14 protein-coding genes are annotated in these 15,625 nt (G+C 62.6%); 9 read left to right on the forward strand and 5 right to left on the reverse strand.

Annotation, left to right across the window (positions count from 1 at the left end):
* Positions 1 to 8 precede the first annotated feature (8 nt).
* Complete coding sequence (locus RA19_RS11450; RefSeq protein ID WP_039162624.1) at positions 9 to 1,562, forward strand: phosphate ABC transporter substrate-binding/OmpA family protein; 1,554 nt, start codon at positions 9 to 11, stop codon at positions 1,560 to 1,562.
* Positions 1,563 to 1,661: 99 nt separating this feature from the next.
* Here the strand turns inward: RA19_RS11450 and radC are convergent, their stop codons facing one another.
* From radC to dnaK, 4 genes are all read right to left on the reverse strand, one after another.
* Positions 1,662 to 2,426: a RadC family protein gene (gene radC, locus RA19_RS11455; RefSeq protein ID WP_039162626.1), complete on the reverse strand. Its 765-nt coding sequence runs from the start codon at positions 2,424 to 2,426 to the stop codon at positions 1,662 to 1,664.
* Positions 2,427 to 2,567: 141 nt separating this feature from the next.
* On the reverse strand, positions 2,568 to 2,888 hold the full coding sequence (locus tag RA19_RS11460; protein WP_039162628.1) for a hypothetical protein: 321 nt from the start codon (positions 2,886 to 2,888) through the stop codon (positions 2,568 to 2,570).
* Positions 2,889 to 3,015: 127 nt separating this feature from the next.
* On the reverse strand, positions 3,016 to 4,173 hold the full coding sequence (gene dnaJ, locus RA19_RS11465) for a molecular chaperone DnaJ (protein WP_039162629.1): 1,158 nt from the start codon (positions 4,171 to 4,173) through the stop codon (positions 3,016 to 3,018).
* Positions 4,174 to 4,249: 76 nt separating this feature from the next.
* Positions 4,250 to 6,172, reverse strand: a complete 1,923-nt coding sequence (dnaK, locus tag RA19_RS11470; RefSeq protein ID WP_039162631.1) for a molecular chaperone DnaK — start codon at positions 6,170 to 6,172, stop codon at positions 4,250 to 4,252.
* 213 nt (positions 6,173 to 6,385) lie between these two features.
* Here dnaK and RA19_RS11475 point away from each other — a divergent pair, with 213 nt between their 5' ends.
* Complete coding sequence (locus tag RA19_RS11475) at positions 6,386 to 6,988, forward strand: alpha-ketoglutarate-dependent dioxygenase AlkB family protein (RefSeq protein WP_039162633.1); 603 nt, start codon at positions 6,386 to 6,388, stop codon at positions 6,986 to 6,988.
* A 73-nt stretch (positions 6,989 to 7,061) separates the two neighbouring features.
* Here RA19_RS11475 and RA19_RS11480 read toward each other — a convergent pair whose 3' ends face one another.
* The gene (locus RA19_RS11480; RefSeq protein ID WP_039162635.1) at positions 7,062 to 7,883 is read right to left on the reverse strand and encodes an ABC transporter permease; all 822 of its coding nucleotides are present in this window, start codon (positions 7,881 to 7,883) and stop codon (positions 7,062 to 7,064) included.
* Positions 7,884 to 7,995: 112 nt separating this feature from the next.
* Between RA19_RS11480 and cysQ the strand changes: the two genes are divergently transcribed.
* From cysQ to RA19_RS11515, 7 genes are all read left to right on the forward strand, one after another.
* Positions 7,996 to 8,793 carry a 3'(2'),5'-bisphosphate nucleotidase CysQ gene (cysQ, locus tag RA19_RS11485; RefSeq protein ID WP_039162637.1) on the forward strand — a complete coding sequence of 266 codons (798 nt, stop codon included), beginning with the start codon at positions 7,996 to 7,998 and terminating at the stop codon, positions 8,791 to 8,793.
* Positions 8,794 to 9,594, forward strand: coding sequence for a 3-deoxy-manno-octulosonate cytidylyltransferase (locus RA19_RS11490; RefSeq protein WP_039162639.1), 801 nt, complete (start codon positions 8,794 to 8,796; stop codon positions 9,592 to 9,594).
* 171 nt (positions 9,595 to 9,765) lie between these two features.
* On the forward strand, positions 9,766 to 10,659 hold the full coding sequence (galU, locus tag RA19_RS11495) for a UTP--glucose-1-phosphate uridylyltransferase GalU (protein WP_039162641.1): 894 nt from the start codon (positions 9,766 to 9,768) through the stop codon (positions 10,657 to 10,659).
* Positions 10,660 to 10,705: 46 nt separating this feature from the next.
* Complete coding sequence (gene galE / locus RA19_RS11500) at positions 10,706 to 11,689, forward strand: UDP-glucose 4-epimerase GalE (RefSeq protein WP_039162643.1); 984 nt, start codon at positions 10,706 to 10,708, stop codon at positions 11,687 to 11,689.
* Positions 11,690 to 11,691: 2 nt separating this feature from the next.
* A complete protein-coding gene (locus RA19_RS11505; RefSeq protein WP_039162645.1) occupies positions 11,692 to 12,732 on the forward strand; it encodes a glycosyltransferase family 2 protein in 1,041 nt (346 codons plus the stop codon).
* A gap of 204 nt (positions 12,733 to 12,936) precedes the next feature.
* Positions 12,937 to 13,923: a glycosyltransferase family 2 protein gene (locus RA19_RS11510; RefSeq protein ID WP_039162647.1), complete on the forward strand. Its 987-nt coding sequence runs from the start codon at positions 12,937 to 12,939 to the stop codon at positions 13,921 to 13,923.
* A complete protein-coding gene (locus RA19_RS11515; RefSeq protein WP_039162649.1) occupies positions 13,920 to 15,620 on the forward strand; it encodes a DUF5927 domain-containing protein in 1,701 nt (566 codons plus the stop codon). Before RA19_RS11510 ends, RA19_RS11515 begins: the two co-directional genes overlap by 4 nt.
* The last annotated feature ends 5 nt before the right edge of the window (positions 15,621 to 15,625 follow it).

Consider the following 15,625-nt stretch of genomic DNA (forward strand, 5'->3'; position numbering starts at 1 on the left):
GTACCCTCATGAACATGCTCCGTGCGGCCATCTGTGCCGCACTTTTTCTAGCAGCCTTCGCGCGCGCGCTTGCAGCGCAGGATGTCACGTTGTCCTCGCCCGACGGCGCGGTTGAAATCACCGGCACCCTGCTGGGGTTTGACGGCGAATTCTACCGGGTGCAGACCCAGTTCGGCGAATTGACCGTGGACGGTTCGGGCGTGGTCTGCGACGGGCCTGGCTGCCCCAGCCTGTCCGGGTTTGTGGCTGAGATCACGCTGGCCGGATCTTCGTCGATGTCCGAGGTCCTTCTGCCTGCGCTGATCGAGGGGTTTGCGCTGCGCAATGGCTATCAGACCCGCCGGGAGGCGCTGCCCGAAGGCAATTTCAGCCATGTGCTGCTGCGGGGACAGACGCCGGCTGCCCGGTTCACCTTTATCGTCAGTAAAACCGATGCTGGATTGGCTGCGCTGCTGGCTGACGAGGCCGATGTGGCGATGGCCTTGCGTGAAATCCGCCCGGCTGAGCGGGAAGCGGCACGCGCCGCGGGGCTGGGCGACCTGACAGCCCCAGGGCGCAGCCGGGTGCTGGCCCTGGATGCTTTTGTGCCGGTTGTGGCACCCAGCAACCCGGTGCGCGAGATCTCACTGCCGCAGCTGGCCCGGGTGCTTTCGGGAGAGATCACCAATTGGCAGGAACTTGGCGGCCCGGATGCGCCGGTTTCGCTGCATCTGCCAGCCGCCGGTTCCGGGCTTGCGCAGGCCGTGGAGGACAAGCTCATGGCGCCGTTCGGGTCCGGTTTTCCAGCGGCGGCCCGCCGCCACGCCCGCAGCAGCGCGCTGGCCCGCCAGGTTCTGGTTGATCCTTTTGCGATTGGCATTGCCAGCTATGCCGAGAAGGGCGCTGCGCGGATGCTGACTTTGACCGGGCCTTGCGGTTTTGCTCTGAAGGCCAGCCGGCGGGCCGTGAAAACCGAAGATTACCCGCTTACGGTGCCGATGTTCCTGTATTTGCCGGCCCGCCGTCTGCCCAAGGTCGCCAGAGATTTCATGGCCTATGTGCGCGGCCCTGCGGCACAGGCGGTGATCCGGCGGGCAGGATTTGTGGACCAGGCGCCGGAGCTCATTCCGGTCAGCCGCCAGGGCAGCCGCCTGGCCAATGCGGTTCTGGCGGCAGAGGGGAAAGCGGGGCTGGATGAGCTGCAGCGGCTGGTCACTGCGCTGAACGGTTTGCAGCGGCTGACGGTATCGTTCCGGTTCGAGCCCGGCTCCGCCCGGCCGGACGCGCAATCCCGCAGCAATATCGAACAGCTGGCTCGGGCGCTGGAAGCGGGAGCGTATGACGCAAAAGAGCTTGTTTTTGCCGGGTTTTCTGATGGAGTGGGAGCTGCGGAAGGCAACCGGAAGATTGCGTTGAAACGGGCTGGCGCAGTGCAGGACGCAGTGATCAAGGCTGCTGAAACAGCCGATATCAGCCGGGTGAAAATCCGCACCGAAGGCTTTGGCGAAGCGCTTCCGATGGCCTGTGACGACAGCGCCTGGGGCCGCCAGATCAACCGCCGGGTTGAGGTCTGGGTGCGGTAACCTTCATGGGGCGGGAAGCTCCCGCGCGTTTGTCACGGCATCAAAGATGCCCTGCAAACCCTTGGGCCCGGCACCGCGCGGGCGCGCGGTGCGGCAGCGCTAAAGAAGCCCGTGGGCGCGGAAGCTGAGCTCGGTGGATTTACCGATGATCAGATGGTCGTGGAGAGTGATTCCCAGGGCCGTGAGCGCGACCTGTATCTGCTCAGTCATACTGATGTCGCTGTCTGAGGGGGTGGGGTCCCCGGAGGGGTGATTATGCACTAAAATCAAGGCGCTGGCGTTCAACTCCAGGGCGCGTTTGGCAACTTCGCGGGGGTAGACGGGGACATGGTCAACGGTACCGCGGGCCTGCTCTTCGTCGGCAATCAGCACGTTTTTGCGGTCCAGGAACAGGATGCGGAACTGCTCGGTCTCGCGGTGGGCCATGGTGGTGTGGCAGTAGTCCAGAAGCGCGTCCCAGCTGGAGATCACCTGCCGTTGCATCACCCGGGCACGGGCCATGCGGTGGGCGGCGGCCTCTAGCACTTTGAGGTCAGTGATCACTGCATCGCCGATGCCCTTGACGGTGGCCAGCCGCTCCGGTGAGGCGGTGACGACACGGTTGAAATCACCAAAAGTATCAAGCAGTTGCCGGGCCAAAGGCTTAACGTCGCGGCGCGGGATGGAGCGGAACAGGACCAGTTCCAGAAGTTCGTAGTCCGGCATTGCGGCAGCGCCGCCCGTCATGAAGCGGTCGCGCAGGCGGGAGCGGTGGTCCTTGATGTAGGAGGGCAGGCGGCCGGCGGTCAGGGGCTGTGGGGGGGCTTCGTCGCTGCCGGGGAACAGCGGCAGGGAGACGTCCTGGAATGAGGGGTCCTGTGCCATGGCGCCATGGTGCCGCCATCTTGGTTGAGGAAGTGTTAATGCGGGCTGCTTTGCGGCGGCAGTGAGGGGGATCTGTGTGCACCATCTGTGCACCTCTTGTGCACCGCAGCGGTGCGGCATGGGGTGTGAAGGGGCAGTGGCCTATGGTCCAGTCAGCATAGAAGCGTAGAATCCTGACCAATCCTGAGGTTCCGGGAACTCAGTTTGAAACTTTTCTCTGTCATGGCGGTCCAAGACCGAGAACCACTCGCGGAAGTTTCTCATGTAATCTTCACCGCCGCCCATACGCCAGCACATCGAAGCCCGGCCGTAGCCCGGTATCTCGTGCCAGGGTGGTACGACGGTTCCTTCCTTGACGCGCTTGTCCCACGCAGCATTTCCCTTGGCGATGACATCCTCCAAAAATGCCATGGCGTCATCAGGGATTTTGCCGTCGATGATCTTCCATTCTTTTTTGGCCACTACTGATCCTTCTTAAAAAGAAAGCGCCCCGGCTGGGACGCTTTCAGAAAGCCAGAGAGTTGGCAACGCCCGGGGCTCCGCCCGTTCGGCCCTGAAACCGTCCCCCGGACGGTTTCCCAGACGGGCCTCACCCCTTCATGCCATCCCAGAAGCTTTTCACCGAAGAGAAGAAGCTGCGGGATTCGGGGTTGGTGTTTTCCTCGGAGATCTCCTCGAACTCGCGCAGAAGCTCTTTCTGGCGGGAGGTGAGGTTCACAGGGGTTTCCACCGCCAGTTCGATGAACATGTCGCCGGTGGCGCCGCCGCGCAGTGCGGGCATGCCTTTGCCGCGCAGGCGCATCTGGCGGCCGGACTGGCTGCCTTCGGGGATCTGGACACGGCCGCGGCCGCCGTCGATGGTCGGCACTTCGATCGAGCCGCCAAGCGAGGCTTTGGCCATGCTGACGGGAACGCGGCAATAAAGGTTGTTGCCGTCGCGTTCGAACAGCGCGTGCTGGGTCACCTCGACAAAGATGTAGAGATCGCCGGGAGGGCCGCCGCGCAGGCCGGCTTCGCCTTCGCCTGCCAGGCGGATGCGGGTGCCGGTTTCCACGCCTGCCGGGATGTTCACCGACAGCGAGCGGTCCTTTTCGACGCGGCCGTGGCCGTGGCAGGACTTGCACGGGTTCTTGATGATCTGGCCCAGGCCCGAGCAGGTCGGGCAGGTGCGCTCAACGGTGAAGAAGCCCTGCTGCGCGCGGACCTTGCCCATGCCGGAGCAGGTCGGGCAGGTGGTGGGTTCCACGCCGCCTTCGGCACCGGTGCCCTCGCAAGAGGTGCAGGAGACCGAGGTCGGAACCTTGATGGTCTTGTGCAGGCCGCCAAAAGCCTCTTCGAGCGAGACGCGCAGGTTGTAGCGCAGGTCGGCGCCGCGGGAGGCCCGCTGCCGTCCGCCGCCGCGCTGCTGGCCGCCCATGAAGTCGCCGAACAGGTCGTCGAACACGTCGGAGAAAGCGGAGGAGAAATCGCCGCCGCCAAAACCTTGGCCGCCGCCGCGCTGGCCGCCGCCGCCCATGCCGTTTTCAAAGGCAGCATGGCCAAAGCGGTCATAGGCCGCTTTTTTCTCGGCATCTTTCAGGACGTCATAAGCCTCGTTGGCTTCCTTGAACTGCGACTCGGCGTCCGGATTGTCCTTGTTCCGGTCGGGGTGCAGTTCCTTGGCCTTCTTGCGAAAGCCCTTTTTGATCTCGTCGGCGGAGGCGCCTTTGGCCACCCCGAGAACATCGTAATAATCGCGTTTTGACATCGGTTACCCCATCTGCCGCAACGAAAATGGGCCGGTCCGGGGTCCGGACCGGCCCGCTATGGCCTGAGTTTCAGGCTTAGCGCTTATCGTTATCCAGGTCTTCGAATTCGGCATCAACGATGTCGTCGTCGGCCGGGCCTGCGGCCTCATCTGCGGCTGCCGGTTCGTCGTCGCCGTCTGCTTCAGCCTGCGCTTTGTAGATCGCTTCACCCAGCTTCATCGCCGCTTCGGTAACATTCTGGATGCCGGATTTGATCTTCTCGGCGGTCGATTTCTCGTTTTCCAGATCGTCCTTCAGCGCAGCAACCGCCAGTTCGATCACTTCGATGGTGGACGGGTCGACCTTGTCGCCGTGCTCCTCGACCGACTTCTCGGTGGAGTGGATCAGCGATTCGGCCTGGTTCTTGGCTTCGATCAGCTCGCGGCGTTCCTTGTCGGCTTCCGCGTTCTCCTCGGCGTCCTTGACCATCTTTTCGATGTCGTCGTCGGACAGGCCGCCCGAGGCCTGGATGGTGATCTGCTGTTCCTTGCCGGTCGCCTTGTCTTTGGCGCCGACCGACACGATGCCGTTGGCGTCGATGTCAAAGGTCACTTCGATCTGCGGCATGCCGCGCGGCGCCGGCGGGATTTCCTCGAGGTTGAACTGGCCGAGCATCTTGTTGTCGGCTGCCATTTCACGCTCGCCCTGGAACACGCGGATGGTCACGGCGTTCTGGTTGTCTTCCGCGGTCGAGAACACCTGCGACTTCTTGGTCGGGATAGTGGTGTTGCGGTCGATCAGACGGGTGAAGACGCCACCCAGGGTTTCGATGCCGAGGGACAGCGGGGTCACGTCGAGCAGAACCACGTCTTTGACGTCGCCCTGCAGAACGCCGGCCTGGATGGCGGCGCCCATGGCAACCACTTCGTCCGGGTTCACGCCTTTGTGGGGCTCTTTGCCGAAGAATTTGGTTACTTCTTCGATGACTTTCGGCATCCGGGTCATGCCGCCGACCAGAACCACCTCGTCCACGTCGGAGGCGGACAGGCCAGCATCCTTCAGAGCCGCCTTGCACGGATCCATGGAGCGTTTGATCAGGTCAGCCACCAGGCTTTCCAGCTTGGCGCGGGTCAGTTTCATCACCAGGTGCAGCGGCTGGCCCGAGGAGGGATCCATCGAGATGAACGGCTGGTTGATCTCGGTCTGCGAGGTGGAGGAGAGTTCGATCTTGGCTTTCTCTGCGGCCTCTTTCAGACGCTGCAGGGCCATCTTGTCCTTGGACAGATCGACGCCGTTTTCCTTTTTGAACTCGTCAGCCAGGTAGTTGACGATGCGCATGTCGAAGTCTTCGCCGCCCAGGAAGGTGTCGCCGTTGGTCGACTTCACTTCGAACAGGCCGTCGTCGATTTCCAGGATGGTGACGTCGAAGGTACCGCCGCCGAGGTCATAAACCGCGATGGTCTGGGTGTCTTCTTTGTCGAGGCCATAAGCCAGCGCAGCCGCGGTCGGCTCGTTGATGATGCGCAGAACTTCGAGGCCTGCGATCTTGCCGGCGTCTTTGGTGGCCTGGCGCTGTGCGTCGTTGAAGTAGGCCGGCACGGTGATAACCGCCTGGGTGACTTCCTCGCCCAGGTAGGATTCTGCGGTCTCTTTCATCTTGCCCAGGGTGAAGGCGGAGATCTGCGACGGGGAGTATTTCTCACCCTTGGCTTCAACCCAGGCGTCGCCGTTGCCGCCGTTGACGATGGCGAAGGGCACCATTTTCTTGTCTTTGGCGACGGCCGGGTCGTCGTTACGGCGGCCGATCAGGCGTTTCACACCAAAGACGGTGTTGTCGGGGTTGGTGACAGCCTGGCGCTTGGCCGGCTGGCCGACGAGACGCTCGTCGTCGGTGAAGGCAACAATCGACGGGGTGGTGCGCGCGCCCTCGGCGTTTTCAATCACGCGGGGCTGCGAGCCGTCCATGATGGCCACACAGGAGTTGGTGGTACCCAGGTCGATGCCGATAACTTTGCTCATATTCGATCCCTTTTACTACTCAAGGCGATTACCCGAGGCCTGAACCCGTTGCGGCATCCCGGCCCCGATTGAAGTTGCGGTTTGGTCTGCACCTTGCCGCGTCCCGGCGTATATAGGGAGCAGAAAACGCCCCTGCAAGCGCCCAGATTGGCTGTGATGCGTGAATCGATGCGCTTTTTTGCAAGGGTCATGGTTAAGGATGGATGAACGGCAATGACCCTGCTGCGCGTGCGCGGATTTGATGTGTGCAAGGGCTATTTGGAACCCGCCCGCCAGGCGGTGCTGATCGAGGCTTTGCGGCCGGTGCTGAAAGCTGCGCCTCTGTTTTCGCCCAAGGTGCGGGGCGGCGGGCAGATGTCGGTGCGGATGACTTCGGCGGGGCAGTTCGGCTGGTATTCCGATGGTTCCGGCTACCGCTATGCGGAGCAGCACCCCAAGGGGCAGAAGTGGCCGGCAATCCCTGAGGCGGTTCTGGACATCTGGCGGGACCTGACCGGGCTGGAGCGGCAGCCGGAGTGCTGCCTGCTCAACTACTATGGCGAGGGAGCCCGGATGGGGCTGCATCAGGACAAGGACGAGGCGGATTTTTCCTTTCCCGTGGTGTCCATTTCGCTGGGGGACGACGGGTTGTTCCGGATCGGCAACCGCACCCGCGGGGGCAGGACCGAATCGGTGTGGCTGAACTCGGGCGATGTGGTGGTGATGGGGGGCGAGGCGCGGCTCGCGTATCACGGGGTGGACCGGATCCGGTTCAAATCCTCCCGCCTGCTGCCCAAGGGGGGAAGGATCAATCTGACACTGCGCGTGGTGACCTGAGGGGCGCCGGACCAAAAGTTTTCAAAAACTTTTGCCGGGAGTTTTACTCAAAAACCTTGTGCTGCGCCTGACGTCAGCGCCGCGCGCTCCAGCTGATGGAGACATGGCGGCGGGTGTAGAATTCGCCCATCAGGCCGATCACGATCAGGATCAGGGCAACCCAGGCGGCATACTGCCAGGAGCTGAAATGCGGGTTGTAGTTGATGAAGACATAGCCGCGGGACTGATCAATGCAGTGAAACAGCGGGTTCCAATCGAACATGGCCAGCATGAAACTGGGCAAGGTGTTCGCAAGGAACATCTTGCCCGAGGCGATCATATTGGCACGCTGGTAGATCATTGTCAGGATGCTGACCAGCCCGGGCGCCCAGGGTTTCAGCACCAGCAGCACCAGCCCGACCGCGGCCCCGGTGATCCAGGACAGCAGCACCATGCCAAAAGCCGGAATGGGCTGTTCGATGTGCACGGGCGTAAAGGCGACATGATACACAAACAGGATGATGAACAGCGACAGCACCTGAATATAGAGCGCGCCGATTGCCGCCGACGCAATTGCCACCATCGTATTCATCGGCGCATGCTGCATCATCGGGCTGCTTGGCCCCTCGGCGTTGGCAACAGCGCCAACCGTCTTGGTGTGGACCATGAACAGAAAGACACCGGACATCACATACAGCAGGAAATCGCCGCGGATGGCTGAGCCGCGCAGCCCGAGCAGGGAGAACATGGCATAGAACGCGCCCACGAAGAGCACGGCCTGGAGGATATTCAGGCCGAGGGCCAGAAATGCATTGTTGTGCTTGGAACGGACGCTGCGCACCACCGAGTGAAACACCACCTCGGCGAAGGGGATAAATCCGAAGTACCAGGATTGCTGTGAGCGCTGCTGAAACATGAGGCCTGTAATCTCTGCTCGAATTTGATGCGGCTGCTTGCCGTTCTGCTGTCAGCGCATCATAAGGGGGAGCAGGCAAATTTTCAATTAAACCTGTATCAGGGAGAGCTGCGTGACTTATGAAGACCTGGTGCCCGTGATCCGCCGCCTGGCCATCGAGGCCGGCGCAAAGATTATGGAAATCTACAACTCCGACGATTTCGACGTGAAGGTCAAATCCGACGAAAGCCCGGTGACCGAGGCTGATGAAGCGGCAGACGCGCTGATCTCGGCCGGTCTGCGGGCAGCGTTCCCTGACATGATGCTGGTGACCGAGGAACAGTCGGCCTCGCATAAGGAGCGCGGCGACACCTTCTTGATCGTCGATCCGCTGGACGGCACCAAGGAGTTCATCCACCGCCGCGGCGACTTTACGGTCAATATCGCGCTGGTCGAAAAAGGCGTGCCGACCCGCGGCGTGGTCTATGCACCGGCCAAGCAGCGCATGTTCTTTACCCTGGCCGACGGCAGCGCGGTCGAAGAGACCGGCGCCTTTGATCCCGCGGCGATCGGCGAGACCCGCCCGATCCGGGTGGCAGACAGCGATAATTCCGCCCTGATGGTGGTGGCGTCGAAATCGCACCGCGACCAGGCCACCGACGACTACATCGGCAAGTACAGCGTCAAGGACAGCAAGAGCGCCGGCTCGTCGCTGAAGTTCTGCCTGGTGGCCACCGGCGAGGCGGATCTGTACCCGCGCGTCGGCCGCACCATGGAGTGGGACACCGCTGCCGGTCACGCGGTGCTCGCAGGGGCTGGCGGCAATGTGGTGCGTTTTGACGATCATTCCCCGCTGATTTATGGCAAAGAGGGCTATGCGAACCCGTTCTTCATCGCCTATGCACCGGCCGTGGAACTGAAGAAAGCCTGAATGTCTGTCCTGATCGTCATCCCCGCCCGCTATGCCTCAACCCGCTATCCCGGCAAGCCGCTGGTGCCGCTGACCGGCGCCACTGGCGAGAAACGCACGCTGGTCGAGCGTTCCTGGCGGGCGGCCTGCTCGGTCCAGGGCGTGGACCGGGTTGTGGTGGCGACGGATGACGATCGCATCAAAGACGCTGCCGAGGGGTTTGGCGCCGAGGTGGTTATGACCTCGGAAACCTGCGCCAATGGCACCGAACGCTGTGCCGAAGCGCATGCGGCGCTGGGCGGCGGCTATGACATTGTCGTAAACCTGCAGGGCGATGCGCCGCTGACCCCGCATTGGTTTGTCGAGGACCTGGTGGCGGGCCTGCGCGCGGCGCCGGGCATGGGGCTGGCAACACCGGTCCTGCGCTGCAACGGCGAAACGCTGAACAGCCTTCTGGCCGACCGCAAGGCCGGCCGGGTCGGCGGCACCACCGCGGTATTTGCCGAAGACCGCAGTGCGCTCTACTTCTCCAAAGAGGTGGTGCCCTATTGCGGCGAAACCTACGGAGATGGCGAAAATACGCCGGTCTACCACCATGTCGGCGTCTATGCCTACCGTCCGGATGCGCTGGCAGCGTATCCTGACTGGGAGACCGGGCCGCTGGAAAGCCTGGAAGGGCTGGAACAGCTGCGCTTCCTGGAGAACGGCCGCAAGGTGCTGTGCGTGGAAGTTGAGGCGCGCGGGCGGGAATTCTGGGAGCTGAACAATCCCGAGGATGTGCCGCGGCTGGAAGCGATGATGAAGAAGATGGGGCACGAGTGACTGGAAGATGGTAATGAGGGCAAAAGCTGATACAGGGCCGCGGCAGCGGGCTGCGGCAGGCAGCTGCTTTACAATTTGTTGGAGAAACCCGGGCATGATGCGCGCCAGACGTCTTGCGCCCTGCGCGGGAGACAGCCGCCGGCCCCGGGATTTGAGTATTGAGAGAACGCTATGCGCAGAAAAGTAACCAAAGCAATTTTTCCGGTTGCAGGCCTGGGAACCCGGTTCCTGCCCGCAACGAAATCCGTTCCGAAAGAGATCATGACCCTGGTCGACCGGCCGCTGGTGCAATACGCCATCGACGAGGCGCGCGCAGCCGGGATCAAGGAGTTCATCTTTGTCACTTCGCGCGGCAAGGGGGCTTTGGAAGACTATTTCGACCACTCGCCGGTGCTGGAGCAGGAGCTGCGCAAAAAGGGCAAGGATGAGCTGCTGGAAGTGCTCCAGAGCACCAATATGGAATCCGGCGCCATTGCCTATCTGCGTCAGCACAAGGCGCTGGGCCTGGGCCATGCTGTCTGGTGCGCCCGCCGCCTGATCGCCAATGAGCCCTTTGCGGTGATCCTGCCGGACGACGTGATTGCAGCCGAAAAGCCCTGCCTGCAGCAGATGGTCGAGGCCTATGAGGAAACCGGCGGCAACATGGTCGCGGCGATGGAAGTGCCGCCCGAGAAGACCTCCGCCTACGGCGTTCTGGACGTGAAGGACGACATGGGCCAGGTGGTTTCTGCCAATGGCATGGTGGAAAAGCCGAAGGCTGAGGAGGCCCCGTCGAATCTGGCGGTGATCGGCCGCTATATCCTGTCGCCTTCGGTTCTGAAGAACCTGAACAAGATGAAGTCGGGTGCCGGCGGCGAGATCCAGCTGACCGACGCAATTGCCGAGGACATCGCCCAGGACGTGCCGGTTTACGGCTACCGCTTCCGCGGCCAGCGGTTCGACTGCGGCTCTAAGGCGGGCTTTCTGCAGGCGACCGTTGCCTTTGCTCTGGCGCGGGATGAACTGCGGGACGATCTGATGAGCTATATTTCCGAGATCGCCCAGGTCGGCAAAGCCGCCCAGTAAAACCTTTGGCCGCCCTGCCGGGGCGGCCCTGCATGGGGCAGAGACAGTGACAAATATCCTCGTGACCGGCGGCGCCGGCTATATTGGCTCGCATGCCTGCAAGGCGCTGAAGGCGGCGGGCTATACCCCTGTAACCTACGACAATCTGGTGACCGGCTGGCAGGATGCGGTGAAATTCGGCCCCTTCGAGAAGGGCGACCTGAATGACCGCGCCCGGCTGGACGAAGTTTTTGCCAAGTACCAGCCCGCCGCCGTGATGCATTTTGCGGCGCTCAGCCAGGTTGGCGAAGCGATGAGCGAGCCGGGCCGCTACTGGGCCAACAACACCGGCGGTTCGCTGAACCTGATCGAAGCTGCGGTTGCAGCGGGCTGCCTGGACTTCGTGTTCTCCTCGACCTGTGCCACCTATGGCGAGCACGACAATGTGGTACTGGACGAAAACACCCCGCAGCTGCCGCTGAACGCCTATGGCGCGTCCAAGCGCGCGGTGGAGGATATCCTCAAGGATTTCGGCGCTGCGCATGGGCTGCGCTCGGTGATCTTCCGCTATTTCAACGTGGCGGGAGCGGACCCCGAGGCTGAGGTGGGCGAGTTCCACCGCCCCGAGACCCATCTGGTGCCGCTGGTGCTGGATGCGATTGCGGGCAAGCGTGATGCGCTGACCATCTTCGGCACCGACTACGACACGCCGGACGGCACCTGCATCCGCGATTACGTGCATGTCTGCGATCTGGTGGATGCGCATGTGCTGGGCCTGAAATGGCTGGAAGCGGGCAAGGGCAGCCAGGTGTTCAACCTGGGCACCGGTTCAGGCTTTTCTGTCCGCGAGGTGATGGACAAGGCGGAAGCCGTGACAGGGCAAAAGGTGCCCTGCAACACTGGCGAGCGCCGGGCGGGGGACTGCACCAAACTGGTTTCGGGCTCGACCCGGGCGGTGACCGACCTGGGCTGGGAGCCGCAGCGGTCGACGCTGGAGGTAATGATTGCCGACGCCTGGAAGTGGCATAAGACAGGCCACTACGAGGGCTGAGCATGACAGGCCCCGCCGCTCCTGACCTGCCGCCGCTGGGCCTGACCGGGGCCTACCGGATGCGGTGGAAGCGGCGGCGGATGCTATGGCGGAGCCTGCGGGCCCGCCGCCAGCTGGCCAAAGTTGCGAACCGGACCGCGCAGATTCCCGGCGGCGGGGTGCTCGTCTTTACCGTCCTGCGCAACGAGATCACCCGGCTGCCGTATTTCCTGGAGCACTACCGCCGCCTGGGTGCCGTGCATTTTCTGGCAGTGGATAACGGCAGCGATGACGGCAGCACCGAATTGCTGGCGGCGCAGCCGGATGTGTCGCTGTGGCAGACTTCGGCGAGTTACCGTGAGACCCGCTTTGGCCTGGATTGGCTGGGCTGGCTGCTGATCCGCTATGGGCACGGGCGCTGGTGCCTGACGGTGGATACGGACGAACTGCTGGTCTACTCCGGCATGGAACAGCACGGGCTGCCGCAGCTGACTGAGGTTCTGGAGCGCCGCGGCCAGCCGGGTTTTGGCGCTTTGATGCTGGACCTCTATCCCAAGGGACCGCTGGGAACGCAAAGCTATGCGCCGGGGCAGGACCCCTGCGAGGTGCTGCAATGGTTTGATGCCGGGCCTTACAGGGCGGTCCGGCAGCACCCGGCAGGCAATCTGTGGGTGCAGGGCGGTGCCCGGGAGCGGATGTTCTTTCAGGCCCAGCCGGAGCGGTCGCCAACGCTGAACAAGATCCCGCTGATCCGCTGGAACCGCCGCTATGCCTATATCAACTCTACTCATTCGCTGCTGCCGCCGGCGCTGAATGCGCTGTACAGGGGACCGGGCGGCGCGGCGCCTTCGGGGGTGCTGCTGCACACCAAGTTCCTGCCCGAAATTGTTTCCAAATCGGCAACGGAAAAACAGCGCGGGCAGCATTTTCACACGCCGCAGCAGTTTGATGCCTACTACGACCGCATTACGGAGGCTCCGGATTTGTGGCATGCCGGGTCGGTGCGGTACCGGGGCCCCGGGCAGCTGGCGGAGCTGGGGCTGATGCAGCCTGCTGCTTGGTGAGGCCCAGAGTGAGACATCTGCTGCAACGGCACTGTTGCAGCGGGACCGTAGCTCCGTGTAACTGTTTCTAAATTCGTTGTTAATACAGTGCACCCGTGACATATTGTGCGGAAGCTTGCGACAGGTCCGGGACGGACCGGCCAGGCGGGTGCGCTCCTTGAGAGATGATTTGGAGTAAACGTGGGGCTTTGGGATTCTTACCGGATGCGGTTGCGGCGCAAGCGGCGGCTTGTGCGCGCGGTGCGCAAATCCGGTGAACTCACCCCGGTGCAGGATCATACGGGGTCGATCCGGCCCGGTGACATCCTGTTGGTCTGCACCATGCGCAACGAACAGATCCGGCTGCCCTATTTCCTGCAGTATTACCGCGGCATGGGGATCAATCATTTCCTGTTCGTGGACAATGGTTCCACCGATGGCACTGCCGACTACCTGCGCGGAATGGCGGATGTGTCGCTGTGGCAGACGACCGCCAGCTATAAGCGGGCGGGGTTCGGCATCGACTGGATGAACTATCTCAAGCGCAAATACGCGCACGGCCACTGGGTGCTGGTGGTCGATCCGGATGAGTTCTTTATCTACCCGTTCTGCGATACAAGGCCGATCCGGGCGCTGACCGACTGGCTGGACAATTCCGCGATCCGCAGCTTTTCGGCGATGCTGATCGACGTCTATCCCAAGGGCCGGATCGGCGAGGTGCCGTATCAGGCAGGGCAGAATCCGCTGGATATCGCCCATTGGTTCGACAGCGGCAATTACATGATCTCCCGCAACCCGGAATACGGCAACCTGTGGATTCAGGGCGGGCCGCGGGCGCGGGTGTTCTTTGCCGACCAGCCGCAGAAGGCGCCGGCGCTGAACAAGATACCGCTGGTCAAATGGCACCGGCGCTTTGCCTATGCGAGCTCGACCCATGCGCTGCTGCCGCGCGGGCTGAACCAGGTCTATGAGGCGGATGGCGGCGAGAAGGCCAGCGGCGCGCTGCTGCACACCAAGTTCCTGGATACGTTCACCGCCAAAGCGCAGGAGGAACTGGTCCGGGGGCAGCATTATGCCGGGTCGGTGGAATACAAGGCCTATGCAGGCGGATTGGCGGAGCAGCCGGAGCTGTGGTGCAAATGGAGCGAGAAATACATCAACTGGCGCCAGCTTGAGATTCTGGGGCTGATGTCCAAGGGGAACTGGGCATGAGCACGGTCGGGGTGGTCATGCTGGTGCACACGGCGCTGGAGCGGGCGGCGCAGGTGGTACGGCATTGGACCGCCAGCGGCTGCCCGGTGGTCCTGCATGTGGACCGCAACGTGGACCCCCGGGTGTTCACCCGGTTCCGAGAGTCGCTGGCTGATGAACCGCTGGTGCGCTTCTCTGCCCGCCACCGCTGCGAGTGGGGCACCTGGGGCATTGTTGCAGCCTCGCAGTCCGCGTCCGAGGTGATGCTGGCGCAGTTCCCGGGCGTCCGCCATGTCTATCTCGCTTCGGGGTCCTGCCTGCCTTTGCGGCCGATCGAAGAGCTGATTGATTACCTTGCCGCCCGCCCGCGCACCGATTTCATCGAAAGCGCCACCACCGCAGATGTGCCGTGGATTGTCGGCGGCCTCAGCCATGAGCGCTTTACCCTGCGGTTCCCGTTCTCCTGGAAGAAGAACCGTTACCTTTTCGACCGTTACGTGAACTTGCAGCGCAAGCTGCGGTTCAAGCGCCGGATCCCGCCCGGGCTGGTGCCGCATATGGGCAGCCAGTGGTGGTGCCTGACCCGGCAGACCTTGTCTGCGATCCTGGAGGACCCGGAGCGCCCGGTTTATGATGCCTACTTCCGCAAGGTTTGGATTCCGGATGAAAGCTACTTTCAGACGCTGGTGCGGCAGTGTTCCAGCAATATCGAGAGCCGCTCGCTGACGCTGTCGAAATTCGATTTCCAGGGCAAGCCGCATATTTTCTATGACGATCACCTGCAGCTGTTGCGACGGTCCGACTGTTTTGTCGCCCGCAAGATCTGGCCGCATGCGGAACGGCTGTACCAGGCTTTCCTGACCGACCCGGCCGGAGCGATGAAGCGGACCGAGCCAAACCCCGGCAAGATCGACCGGATCTTTGCCAAGGCCGTAGAGCGGCGCACACGCGGCCGCCCCGGCCTCTACATGCAGAGCCGCTTTCCCGGGCATGGTTCGGAGAACGGCATCACCTCCAGCCCCTATTCCGTGTTCCAGGGCTTTACCGAGCTGTTTGAGGATTTTGAGACCTGGCTGGCCAGAACAACCGGCGCCCGGGTGCATGGCCATATCTTTGCACCCGAAGGGGCGGCATTCTCGGAAGGCCAGACCCTGCTCAACGGCTGCCTCAACGGCAGCGCCAAGGTGCGCGACTATAACCCCGAGAGTTTTCTCACCAGCCTGATCTGGAACACCCGGGGCGAACGCCAGTGCTTCCAATTCGGGCCCCGCGACAATCAGGCGGTGAACTGGCTGATAGCCCGGGATTCCAACGTGCAGATTTCGGTGATTAGCGGTGCATGGGCCGTGCCTCTGTTCAAATCCAACCGTAATTTCACCGAGCTGCGGCAGGAAGCCGCCCGGCTGCAGCGGATCGAGGCCGAGCAGCTGAAAGTGCTGCGGTCGCAATGGACCAAGGCGCGGGTGCGGATCTGGCCGATGGCGGAGTTTGCAGAGGCTCCGATGGAACCGCTGCAAACGATCATTGACGAAATCGGGCCGCTGGCAGCCCGTCACCTGAGCGAGGCGCCGAAAATGACCGATCTTGAAGGTTTCGGGCAATTCCTGCAGAATCTGAAGAACCAGGGCATGCATCCTTATTTGATGGGGGACTTCCCGGTTGAGCATGGTCCGGTCAGCATGCCAAAGCCGCCGCGCAAACCCTATCTGGTGCGATAAATCCT

It is taken from the genome of Leisingera sp. ANG-M1 (assembly GCF_000813745.1).
Taxonomy (GTDB): domain Bacteria; phylum Pseudomonadota; class Alphaproteobacteria; order Rhodobacterales; family Rhodobacteraceae; genus Leisingera.